Raw genomic sequence first — 10,856 nt, forward strand, 5'->3', positions numbered from 1 at the left:
GATCACCTCGCCGATATGACCGACCCGCGTCATGAACTGCTGGTCGAGGTCCACGAAGGCGCAGTCCAGCAGCCGGGCCAGTTCGACCCCCGCCGTCGTCTTACCGACTCCGCCCGGACCGATGATGAAGATGCGCGCCATGGACGCAGGACCCTTTCCCGTCAGGCTTTGCGACAAGCAGGGCCTTTATCCGCGCCTGCGAATAGTCCAAAGACCGCGCCTACTTCTTTCCTGTGTGTGAAAAGGCCATCTCCCCATGGACATTTCCAAGATCTCGGTGGGCGTCAATCCGCCCTACGACGTCAACGCCATCATCGAGATTCCGCAAGGCGGCGAGCCGGTGAAATACGAGCTCGATAAGGAAAGCGGCGCGATCTATGTCGACCGCTTCCTGCACACCGCCATGTTTTATCCCGGCAACTACGGCTTCATCCCCCACACCCTGTCGGGCGACGGCGACCCCATGGACATCCTGGTGGTGGGCCCGACCCCGGTGGTGCCCGGCGCCATCATCCGCTGCCGCCCGATCGGCTGCCTGATGATGGTGGACGAGGCCGGCAACGACGAGAAGATCCTGGCCGTGCCGGTGGACAAGCTGCACCCCTTCTATGCGGGGCTCGACTCCTGGCGCGGCCTGCCGGCGATCCTGACCGAGCAGGTCGCCCACTTCTTCCAGCACTACAAGGACCTGGAAAAGGGCAAGTCCGTCGAGATCGTCCGCTGGGCCGATCCGGAAGAGACCGGCGAACTGATCCGCCAGGGCATCGAGCTGCACAACGAAACCGAAGCGGCCAAGAAGGCCAAGCTCCTGAAGTAGATCGCTCTCAGGCCTTCACGAAGTCCAGGAACACCGGCGCGCAGTCGCCCAGGCGCTTTTCCTCATAGCGCGTGGTGATGTGGTCGGCGGGCGGGACGCGCCAGTCCTCGGCGCGTTCCGCCGGCCAGGCGAACAGGCCGCCGGCCAGGACCCGCTCCAGGGTCCAGTCGGCATAGTCGGCCCAGTCGGTGGCGAACCGCAAACGGCCGCCGGGCTTCAGCAGGCGGGCCAGCTCGGCGACGGTCTGCGCCTGGATCAGCCGGCGCTTGTTGTGCCGCGCCTTGGGCCAGGGATCGGGGAACAGCACGAAGACGCGGTCGAGACAGGCGGCGGGCATCCGCGCCATCAGCTCCCGGACGTCATCGTCGTGGATGCGGACGTTCTGGAGGCCGGCCTCCTCGACATGGCGCAAAGCGCTGGCCACGCCGTTCAGGAACGGCTCGGCGCCGATGATCAGGGTGTCGGGCGCGCGAGCGGCCTGGGCGGCCATGTGCTCGCCGCCGCCGAACCCGATCTCCAGCCAGACCTCACGGGCGGCGGGCATCAGGCTCTTGGGGTCGAAATCGTCCAGCGGCGCGCGGATGGACGGCAACAGGCTGTCCATCAGGGCGGCCTGACGCGGCTTGATCGGCCGCGACTTGAGGCGGCCGAAGGACCGGAGGGGCGGGTGGTTATCCATGGCCGCGCCCTCTAGCCCAGGCAACTGACGGCGGCGAGACGAATCCCGCCGCCGGGTCGAGTTAGATGGCCGCGCGGAGCTTTTCCACGAGGTCGGTCTTCTCCCAGGAGAAGCCGCCGTCCTTGTCCGGCGTGCGGCCGAAGTGGCCGTAGGCCGCCGTGCGGGCGTAGATCGGCTTGTTCAGGCCCAGGTGCTCGCGGATGGCGCGCGGCGTGGCGCCCCCCACCAGTTCGGGCAGGATCTTTTCCAGCTTGGCCGCATCGACCTCGCCGGTGCCGTGCAGGTCGACATAGAAGGACAGCGGATTGGCCACGCCGATGGCGTAGCTGATCTGGATCGTGCACTTCCGGGCCAGGCCTGCGGCCACGACGTTCTTGGCGAGATACCGGCAGAGATAGGCCGCCGAGCGGTCCACCTTGGTCGGGTCCTTGCCAGAGAAGGCGCCGCCGCCGTGCGGGGCCGCGCCGCCGTAGGTGTCGACGATGATCTTGCGGCCGGTGAGGCCCGCGTCGCCGTCCGGCCCGCCGATCAGGAACTTGCCGGTCGGGTTGACGTGCCACTTGGTCTTCTTGGTCACCAGGCCGTCGGGGAAGACGCCGAGCACGTAGGGCTTGATCAGCTCCAGGATGCGCTTCGACGAGGCGGCGTTCTCGCCGATCTTCTTGGCGTGTTGGGTGGAGACCACGATCTGCATCACCTCGACCGGGCGGCCGTCCTGGTACAGCAGGGTCACCTGGCTCTTGGCGTCGGGCTCCAGGCCCTGGGCCTCGCCCGAGTGACGCACCTGGGCCAGCTTGCTCAGAATGTTGTGCGAGTACTGCAGGGTAGCCGGCATCAGTTCCGGCGTCTCGTCGCAGGCGTAGCCGAACATGATGCCCTGGTCGCCGGCGCCTTCGTCCTTCTTGTTGGACGAGTCGACGCCCTGAGCGATGTCGGCCGACTGGGCGTGCAGGTGGTTGGCGAACTTCGCCTTCTGCCAGTGGAAGCCCTTCTGTTCGTAGCCGATGTCCTTGACCGCGGCCCGGACCAGAGGCTCCAGCGTGCCAAGGATGTCCTTGGTCATCTGCTTGTTCTCGGCCTTGGAGGCGCCCGGCTTACCGGCGCGGACTTCGCCGGCCAGCACGATGCGGTTGGTGGTCACCAGAGTCTCGCAGGCGACGCGAGCCTCGGGCTCCGCGGCGAGGAAGGCGTCGACCACGGTGTCGGAGATGCGGTCGGCGACCTTGTCCGGATGGCCTTCGGAAACGCTTTCGGAGGTGAAGATGTAGGAGGAACGGCTCAAGAGAAGGCTCCGGGAAATGCGCAAGGGCCGCAGGCAGAGGCGGCGATCTGGAACGTCGCGGAAATCCTATAAAGAAATCTTTATATCCCGCAAGCGGAGCCGCGCGGCGCGCGACGGTTTAACCTTGCTCCACCCCTGCCGGATGAATCGCCGGCCAAGCGCCGGTTTCCCTTTGCCGGGGCGATTTGGCGCCCGCTAGATGGGGCGTCTTCTCCTTCACCTTAGGCCCGACCCGCATGCTGAGCTGGATCCACGTCACCTTGGGACAGGCCTGGGGGCCGTTGCGGCTATTCGATTCCTTCTTTTTCCTGGCGGCCACCGGCTTCGCCGCCAGCGCGCTCGCCACCTGGATCGTCTTGCCGAAATTGTGGTCGCGCCTGCCCACCGACCGGGGACGGGCCTTCGCCGTCAATGCGGAGATGAGCGTCGGCAAGCCGGTGAGCGCCGGACTGATCTTCGTCAGCATCTTTTGCATCGCCTGCCTGATCTTCGTGCCCTTCGACGCACGCTGCCTGCTGACCCTGCCCTTGATGCTGGCGGCCATGCTGGTGGGCTATTTCGATGACCGGCGCGGCGGGTTCTCGGAATACCAGCTGGCGGTGATGGACTTGGCGATCGCGCTCGGCGCCGCCGTGGTGATCTACGGCTTCATGCCCGCCACCATCTGGCTGCCCGGCTGGAAGGGCGTGCTGACCCTCGGCCCCTGGCTCTCGATCCCTCTGGGCACCGCAATGATCTGGCTCTCCATCAACGCCACCAATTGCTCCGACGGCGTGGACGGGGTCTCAGGCAGCCTGACAGGGACGGCCATCCTGTTGCTGGGGGGCCTGCTCTACGCGGTGATCGGCAATGAGGTGGTGGCGGGCCACCTCAACATCCCGGTCAGCCGTGAGGGCGCCAGCTGGGCGATCATGGCCTTCCTGATGGTGGGCTGCGTGGCGGGCTACCTTTGGTACAACGCCGCCCCCAGCCTGGTCCTGATGGGGGACGCCGGGTCCCGGCCGCTCGGCCTGCTGATCGGCATGCTGGTGGTGGCCACCAACAATCCCCTGTTCTTGCTGCTGGTGGGCTCGGTGATCCTGCTGAACGGGGCGACGGGCCTGGTGAAGGTGGCCTTGCTGCGATTCTTCGGCCTGAAGATCCTGGCCGGCATCCGCTTTCCCCTGCACGACCACTGCCGCAAGGAGCTGGGCTGGTCCAACACCCAGGTGCTGGTGCGCTTCATGCTGCTGCACCTGGGACTCTCAGCCCTGCTGGTGATTCTGGCCCTGAAACTGCGGTAGCGGGCCGAGACTGGGCCGGCGTCCGCTCAGCGCCACAGCGCGACCCTCCCCGTCCGATGCATGGACGCCGCGACCCGCGTGGCCCTGGTCAGGCGGTTTGGACGGGCTCGCGCGGCGCGGCGGGCTCCGGTTCACCGTCATCCTCGTCGACCATGGCGCGGACCAGGTCGAGAATGCGGCGGCGCACGCGGGCGCGGCGGACCTTGGGGAACACCGCCGCCAGTTCCATGCCCTCAGGCGTCATCAGGAAGGCGTGGGCCGGGGACGGACCATCGCTGGAGGCCGGCGCATTGAGCTCGGCGTCCGGCAGGCCGTCGAAGAAGTAGGAAATCGACGTCTGAAGCGCGCGCGCCATGTCCCACAGTTTCGAGGCGCTCACCCGATTGGCGGCGCGCTCATACTTCTGGACCTGCTGAAATGTCAGGCCGATCGAATCGGCCAGTTTTTCCTGGCTGACTCCCAACTCCTTGCGCCGGAGCCGGATACGCAATCCCACGTGAAGGTCGACCGGATTGGGGGATCGGTCGACGTCGAATTCCTTGGCCATGTGCTTCCCAATAGACGAGGTCGATCGCCGTCGTCAAAACGATGACGCTTGCGTCAACTCAACGTGCTCGCCGGATATGTCCCACTACCGCGATGAACGCGGATAACAGCAACATGATGGCGAATCCCCCGTCTCCGAAACGCGAATACACCGTACGGGCGAGCGCCGGCGGCAGCCGAACGTCGATATTTCCTTCCTCGCCAAGGGTTAAACGGGAGCCCAAAATGGGGCGGCCATAGGCGTCGACCATGGTTGATACGCCGGTGGGGGTGGCGCGCGCGATCGGCAGGCCTTCCTCGATGGCGCGGTAGGCGGCGATATTCAGATGCTGCCACGGCCCACTGCTGGCGCCGAACCAGGCGTCGTTGGACACGTTCAGCAGCCACTGCGCCCGCCCGCCGCCGCGCCGGGCGGCGTCGGACGCAAAGCCGGGGAACAGGGCCTCATAGCAGATCAGCGGCTGCACGGCCGGCACGCCCTCGGGGTGGATCGGTCGGGGCGGCGGTCCGGCGGTGAAGTCCTCAGGCATGTGCACCAGGCTGCGGATTCCGAGCTTCGTCGCCAAGTCCCCCAACGGCAGGAACTCACCGAAGGGCACCAATCGGTGCTTGTCGTAGTAGCCGGTCACCCTCAGACCCGACGCATCGCGGCGCAGGACCACCAGGCTGTTGAAATAGTCGACCCCGCCGGCCGCGCCAGGACCCACCCGGTTGGCGCCCATCATCAGGGTCTGGCCCGGCTGCAGGGCGTTGGTGAGGCGGGTCGCATAGGGACTGCCCGGCGCCAGCAGGTCATCGATCACGGCGGGCAGGGCGCCTTCGGGCCAGACGATGATGTCCGGGCGAACCTTGGCCTCCTGCGTGCTCAGGCGGACATAGGTGGAGAACACCATGTCCAGGTTCTCCGGCCGCCACTTCTCCTTCTGGTCGATATTGCCCTGGACCAGGCGCACCATCGGCGCGTCGGGACCTGAAGGCTCTGCGCCCGCCAGACGCAGGGCGCCGAGGCCGTAGAGACCCGCCAAGGTGGCGACAATGGCGCCGCCCGCCACGATCCGGGTCCTGCCGGTCTCCCACAACAGGGCGACGGCCGCGCCCAGGGCGATAGTGATCCAGGAGAGTCCATAGGTCCCAACAACGGAGGCTGCCTGGGACGGGGCCGAGCCCGCCCGCCAGCTCTCCCCGGGCAGGTCCCAGGGGAAGCCGGTCAGCACGTGGCCGCGCAGCCATTCGCACAGCGCCAGGGCGCCGGCGAACACCAGAACCCGCCAGGGGCCCTTCACGTCAGCGGCGCGATAGATCAAGGAAGCCAGGCCCCAGAACAGCGCCAGGCCCCCGGACATGGCTAGCAGGGCGAAGGGGGCCATCCAGCCCTGGTTGGCCGCGTCCACCAGGAAGGGCTCGGTTATCCAGTGAGTGCTCACCGCGAAATAGCCGACCCCGGCCAGCCAGCCCCGGAAGAAAGCCGAGCGCAGGGGGCGTGGGCCATCGGTCTCTGCAAGCCACATCAGCAGGCCATAGGCGGCGATGCCGACGATCAGGCCGAAGGGCGGATGTGCGAGACCGGCGCCGATCCCGGCGACCACCGCCAGGATGCGCGCGCGCCAGGCCGGCGTCAGGGGCAGATTCAAATGATGATGTCCGGCTCGGGCAGCCGCCGCACCCGCACCCGTTTCACCCGGCGCGGATCGGCGTCGGTGACCTGGAACTCGAAGCCGCCCGGGTGGCTGATCACCTCGCCCCGCTGCGGCACCCGGCCAGCCAGGGCCGTAACCAGGCCCGCCACGGTGTCGATTTCTTCCTCGAGGTCCGGCGGGGCCAGTTCGACGCCCACCGCGGCCTCCAGTTCTTCCAGCGGGGCGCGGGCGTCAGCCTCGAATACGCCCCCTGGCCGGGCGATGACGCCGGCCGCCTGTGCCTCGTCATGCTCATCGTCGATCTCGCCCACCACGGCCTCGACCAGGTCTTCCAGCGTCACCAGCCCGTCTGTGCCGCCGAACTCGTCGATCACCAGGGCCATGTGGATGCGGCTGGTCTGCATACGCAACAGCAGGTCGGCGGCGCGCATGGAGGCCGGCACGTAGAGGGCGTCGCGGCGCACCTTCTGCAGGATGGCGTCGGTAGGGGCCGGCGGCTTTCCGCCCTTGGGCCGGGGGCCCGCCAGCAGCTTGAAGACGTCCTTGACGTGGACCACGCCCACCGGATCATCGAGGGTCTCACGATAGATGGGCATGCGGCTGTGCTCGGCCTCCACGAACCGCTCCACGACGCCAGCCAAGGGGGTGGTGAGTTCCACGGCGACGATGTCGGCGCGGGGGGTCATGACGTCCTCGACCCTCAGGGTCTGGAAGGCCTGGGCCTGATCGACCATGCGATCACCGACAAGGTCTGCCGGAGTCGGCGGGATTTCGATCCCGCCCGGGCCGCGAAGCCGTCTCAGGAAAGCCCGTATGCCGCGGCTCTTGCGCGCGACTGCGGGCGGGTCTTCGGAACTAGCCATCGTCTCCCTGTTCGGCGCCGTAGGGATCAGGCGCCCCCAGACCGGCCATGACCACGCGCTCCAGACCTTCCATGTCCTCGGCTTCGTCGTCGGTTTCGTGGTCGTACCCTACAAGATGCAGCACCCCGTGCGCCACAAGGTGTTGCAGATGGTGGGCCAGGGACTTGCCCTGTTCCGCGGCCTCGCGGACGCAGACGCCGTGGGCCAGGGCCACGTCGCCCAGGTGATCCTCAGGGTTTGGCGGGGCCGGAAAGGCCAGCACGTTGGTGGGGCTGTCCTTGCCCCGGAAGCGGTTGTTGAGATCCTGGACGCCGGCGTCATCGGTCAGCAGCACCACCACCGCGCCCTCGCGCTGGGCGGCGGCCAGCGCCGCATGGGCCGCCGCCACGACCAGGGCCGGCGCGTCGGGTAGGTCCTGCGCCCAGGCCTCGTCCTCGATCTCGACATCGATCAAATGGTGCGTCCGCGCTTGGCGGCGTCGGCGTCATAGGCGCGCACGATGCGCTCCACCATCGGGTGGCGGACCACGTCATCGACGGTGAAGCGGTTGACCCCCACGCCCTTGACGCCCTCCAGCAGGCCGACCGCGTGGGCCAGGCCGGAGTCCGAAGCGTTCACCAAGTCGATCTGACTGGGGTCGCCGGTCACCGCCATGCGTGACCCCTCGCCGAGACGGGTCAACACCATCTTCATCTGCAGGCGGCTGGTGTTCTGGGCTTCGTCGACGATGACGAAGGCATGGCTGAGGGTGCGGCCGCGCAGGAAGGCGATGGGGGCCACCTCGATCTCGCCCTTCTCGCGCCGGCGCTTGAACTGGTCGGCGCCCAGGATGTCGGTGAGCGCCTCCCAGACCGGAGCCATGTAGGGGTCGACCTTTTCCGACAGGTCGCCGGGCAGGAACCCGAGGCGTTCGCCCGCCTCCACCGCCGGGCGGCTGACGATCAGGCGCTCCACCTCGCCGCGCAGCAGCATGCCCGCCCCATGGGCCACGGCCAGGAAGGTTTTGCCGGTGCCGGCGGGGCCCAGGCCGAAGACCAGTTCGCAGGCGGCGAGCGCCTGGAGATAGCGGGCCTGGCCCGGCGTCTTGGGGGCCACCTGGCCACGCTTGCCGGTGGGCAGGCTGCCCGGCGCGCTGCCACGGCCAACACGGACTTGGCCGATGGCCACGCGGATGTCGGCCTCGTTGATTTCGAGCCCGCGATCGGCGCGCTCGGCGATCTGCTCCACCACCCGCTTGGCGGCGGCGCGACTCTTGGAGTCGCCATTGATCGAGACCCCGCCGCCGGGGGTTTCGATCAGCACATCGAAGGCGTCCTCGATCAGGGCCGCATGCCGGCTGGCCGTCCCACCCACCGCGCGCACGGCGATGTCGGACAGGGGAATGAACTCAGGCGCCTTACTCACGCAAACTCCAATGCCAGGGACCCGGCGAGGCTCATCTTGGCCGCGCTCTCGATGCGCACGGGAACGATCTGGCCAATCAGGTGACCCGGCCCGCTCACATGCACCGCCTGTAGATAGGGACTGCGGCCGGAAAGTTGACCTGGATGACGACCGGCGCGCTCGAACAGCACCGGCAGGGTCCGTCCCGCCTGGCTTTCGTTGAAGGCCGTCTGCTGCTCGTCCAACAGGGTGTTGAGGCGGGCAAGCCGCTCTTCTTTCACCTCTTCGGTCACCTGGCCCGGCATGGCGGCGGCCGGCGTGCCGGGGCGGCGGGAATATTTGAAGGAGAAGGCGCCGGCGTAGCCGACCTCAGCCACCAGCTGGAGGGTGGCCTCGAAGTCCGCGTCCCGCTCGCCGGGGAAGCCGACGATGAAGTCGCCGGCCATGGCCATGTCGGGCCGCGCCGCCCTGATCTTCTCCACCAACCGCAGATAGCTGTCGGCGGTGTGGGCCCGGTTCATGGCCCGCAGGATCTTGTCGGACCCCGCCTGCACCGGCAGGTGAAGATAGGGCATCAGGGCCTCGACCTCGCCGTGGGCGGCGATCAGCGCCTCGTCCATGTCGGCCGGATGGCTGGTGGTGTAGCGGATGCGATCCAGGCCCTCGATCTCTGAGAGCTTCCGCGCCAGACCGGCCAGGCCGCCCTCCCCGCTGTAGGCGTTGACGTTCTGGCCCAGCAGGGTGACCTCGCGCACGCCTTGTTCGGCGAGGCTGCGGGCCTCGGCCAGGATCGCCTCGACGGGCCGCGAGAACTCCGCGCCCCGCGTATAGGGCACCACACAGAAGGTGCAGAACTTGTCGCAGCCCTCCTGGATGGTCAGGAAGGCGGTGACCCCGGACGGATTGCGGTCGGAGCCCAGGCGATCAAACTTGGCCTCCGCGGCGAAGTCGGCGACCAGACGCTCGCCCTTGGCGCGGTGGGTGCGGGCGATCAGTTCGGGCAGTTGGTGATAGGCCTGGGGTCCGATGACCAGGTCCACCGCCGGCTGCCGGTGCATGATCTCTCGGCCCTCGGCCTGGGCGACGCAGCCCGCCACGGCGATGGTCATGGACTGGCCGGCGGCCTGGCGGGCCAGCTTCATCTGCTTGATATAGCCGAGCTCGGAATAGACCTTCTCGGTGGCCCTCTCGCGGATGTGGCAGGTGTTGAGCACCACCAGGTCGGCGTCCTGCGGGCGGGCGGTCATGGCGTAGCCCAGGGGGGCCAGGACATCGGCCATCCGCTCGCTGTCATAGACGTTCATCTGACAGCCGTAGGTCTTGATGAAGAGACGCCGGGTGGGCGCGGGGTCGGACATGGCGTCAGCTTATGCGGCTGTGGAAAATCGCGCGCAAGCCGCCCTGACCGACCTCAATCCTCGACCGGGACGCCGTAGAGCTCCAGGCGGTGATCCACCAGCCTGTAGCCGAGCTTGCGGGCGATGGCCTCCTGCAGGGCCTCGATCTCGTCGTCGACGAACTCGATGACCTTGCCCGACTTCATGTCGATCAGGTGGTCGTGGTGAACCTCGGTGGCTTCCTCGTAGCGCGAGCGGCCGTCGCGGAAGTCGTGGCGGGCGATGATGCCGGCCTCCTCGAACAGCCGCACGGTCCGGTAGACCGTGGCGATGGAGATGTGCGGGTCCACCTGGTGGGACCGGCGATACAGTTCCTCCACGTCCGGGTGATCATGGGCCGCCGACAGCACGCGCGCGATGACGCGGCGCTGCTCGGTCATGCGCATGCCCTTTTCGACGCAGAGATTTTCGATCCGGTCCACGAACCGTCTCCTGATTTCCGATTACCGTAGCGACAGGTCTAAAGGGACGCGCCGCCGAGGTCGAGGCGCATGACGACCGCGTCCACATAGATCCCACCGCCGCGGTCATAATAGCTGGGCCGGCGGCCGGCGCGAACAAACCCCTGCGCTTCGTACAGGGCCAGGGCCGGATCGTTGTCCACAGCCACCTCCAGGAACATGGCTTCCGCCCCTGCCGCCTTGGCGGCGATTGCGGCCGCGGCGACCAGGGCGCGGGCCACGCCCTGCCGCCGGGCGTCGGGATCAACCGCCAAGGTCAGGACCTCGGCCTCGCCCGCCAGGGCGCGACAAAGGATCATGCCGAGCGGCGTTTCGGAGTCCACGATCAGGCCGAAGGCGCCGGGGCCGCTGGCCAGGTCGGCGATCTCGTCGGCGCTCCAGCCGGGTGTGAAGGCGCGGCGGTGAACCAAGGAGAGGGCCTCGAGGTCGCCCTCGGCGGCGGGGCGCAGGTTCATGGGGGCAGGTCGCGGCCGCCCGGCAGCTTGGCGTCGGGGGCGCGGAGATAGAG

12 protein-coding genes are annotated in these 10,856 nt (G+C 67.9%); 2 read left to right on the forward strand and 10 right to left on the reverse strand.

Annotated elements, in window-relative coordinates; all coding sequences use genetic code 11:
• Positions 1-256: 256 nt before the first annotated feature.
• Positions 257-817 (forward strand): inorganic diphosphatase, encoded by a 561-nt coding sequence (ppa, locus tag AAC997_RS14165; protein WP_340646346.1) that lies wholly within the window; start codon positions 257-259, stop codon positions 815-817.
• Positions 818-824: 7 nt separating this feature from the next.
• Here the strand turns inward: ppa and trmB are convergent, their stop codons facing one another.
• Both trmB and metK read right to left on the reverse strand, forming a co-directional pair.
• On the reverse strand, positions 825-1,496 hold the full coding sequence (gene trmB / locus AAC997_RS14170; RefSeq protein ID WP_340646347.1) for a tRNA (guanosine(46)-N7)-methyltransferase TrmB: 672 nt from the start codon (positions 1,494-1,496) through the stop codon (positions 825-827).
• A gap of 61 nt (positions 1,497-1,557) precedes the next feature.
• A complete protein-coding gene (gene metK / locus AAC997_RS14175; protein WP_340646348.1) occupies positions 1,558-2,778 on the reverse strand; it encodes a methionine adenosyltransferase in 1,221 nt (406 codons plus the stop codon).
• 236 nt (positions 2,779-3,014) lie between these two features.
• On the opposite strand from metK, the gene AAC997_RS14180 reads away from it, so the two are divergent.
• A complete protein-coding gene (locus tag AAC997_RS14180; protein WP_340646349.1) occupies positions 3,015-4,061 on the forward strand; it encodes a hypothetical protein in 1,047 nt (348 codons plus the stop codon).
• Positions 4,062-4,149: 88 nt separating this feature from the next.
• Here the strand turns inward: AAC997_RS14180 and AAC997_RS14185 are convergent, their stop codons facing one another.
• From AAC997_RS14185 to AAC997_RS14220, 8 genes are read right to left on the reverse strand one after another with little or no spacing between them, the layout of a single operon-like run.
• The gene (locus AAC997_RS14185) at positions 4,150-4,608 is read right to left on the reverse strand and encodes a helix-turn-helix transcriptional regulator (RefSeq protein ID WP_340646350.1); all 459 of its coding nucleotides are present in this window, start codon (positions 4,606-4,608) and stop codon (positions 4,150-4,152) included.
• 58 nt (positions 4,609-4,666) lie between these two features.
• On the reverse strand, positions 4,667-6,238 hold the full coding sequence (gene lnt / locus AAC997_RS14190; RefSeq protein ID WP_340646351.1) for an apolipoprotein N-acyltransferase: 1,572 nt from the start codon (positions 6,236-6,238) through the stop codon (positions 4,667-4,669).
• The gene (locus AAC997_RS14195; RefSeq protein ID WP_340646352.1) at positions 6,235-7,107 is read right to left on the reverse strand and encodes a hemolysin family protein; all 873 of its coding nucleotides are present in this window, start codon (positions 7,105-7,107) and stop codon (positions 6,235-6,237) included. The genes lnt and AAC997_RS14195 overlap by 4 nt, the downstream gene beginning before the upstream one ends.
• Entirely contained in the window at positions 7,100-7,561 is a 462-nt protein-coding gene (gene ybeY, locus AAC997_RS14200; protein WP_340646353.1) for an rRNA maturation RNase YbeY, read from the reverse strand. The genes AAC997_RS14195 and ybeY overlap by 8 nt, the downstream gene beginning before the upstream one ends.
• Positions 7,558-8,511, reverse strand: coding sequence for a PhoH family protein (locus AAC997_RS14205; RefSeq protein WP_340646354.1), 954 nt, complete (start codon positions 8,509-8,511; stop codon positions 7,558-7,560). The genes ybeY and AAC997_RS14205 overlap by 4 nt, the downstream gene beginning before the upstream one ends.
• Positions 8,508-9,848: a tRNA (N6-isopentenyl adenosine(37)-C2)-methylthiotransferase MiaB gene (miaB, locus tag AAC997_RS14210; protein ID WP_340646355.1), complete on the reverse strand. Its 1,341-nt coding sequence runs from the start codon at positions 9,846-9,848 to the stop codon at positions 8,508-8,510. The genes AAC997_RS14205 and miaB overlap by 4 nt, the downstream gene beginning before the upstream one ends.
• 53 nt (positions 9,849-9,901) lie before the next feature.
• A complete protein-coding gene (locus AAC997_RS14215) occupies positions 9,902-10,309 on the reverse strand; it encodes a Fur family transcriptional regulator (RefSeq protein WP_340646356.1) in 408 nt (135 codons plus the stop codon).
• Between the two features lie 38 nt (positions 10,310-10,347).
• Positions 10,348-10,803, reverse strand: coding sequence for a GNAT family N-acetyltransferase (locus tag AAC997_RS14220; RefSeq protein ID WP_340646357.1), 456 nt, complete (start codon positions 10,801-10,803; stop codon positions 10,348-10,350).
• Positions 10,804-10,856: the final 53 nt, after the last annotated feature.

It is taken from the genome of Phenylobacterium sp. (genome assembly GCF_037968635.1).
In the GTDB taxonomy this organism is placed as follows: domain Bacteria; phylum Pseudomonadota; class Alphaproteobacteria; order Caulobacterales; family Caulobacteraceae; genus Phenylobacterium.

Coding starts and splice junctions, on each gene's coding strand:
- ppa (WP_340646346.1), top strand. CDS start 257: ATGGACATTTCCAAGATCTCGGTGGGCGTCAATCCGCCCTACGACGTC.
- trmB (WP_340646347.1), bottom strand. CDS start 1,496: ATGGATAACCACCCGCCCCTCCGGTCCTTCGGCCGCCTCAAGTCGCGG.
- AAC997_RS14180 (WP_340646349.1), top strand. CDS start 3,015: ATGCTGAGCTGGATCCACGTCACCTTGGGACAGGCCTGGGGGCCGTTG.
- AAC997_RS14185 (WP_340646350.1), bottom strand. CDS start 4,608: ATGGCCAAGGAATTCGACGTCGACCGATCCCCCAATCCGGTCGACCTT.
- AAC997_RS14195 (WP_340646352.1), bottom strand. CDS start 7,107: ATGGCTAGTTCCGAAGACCCGCCCGCAGTCGCGCGCAAGAGCCGCGGC.
- miaB (WP_340646355.1), bottom strand. CDS start 9,848: ATGTCCGACCCCGCGCCCACCCGGCGTCTCTTCATCAAGACCTACGGC.
- AAC997_RS14220 (WP_340646357.1), bottom strand. CDS start 10,803: ATGAACCTGCGCCCCGCCGCCGAGGGCGACCTCGAGGCCCTCTCCTTG.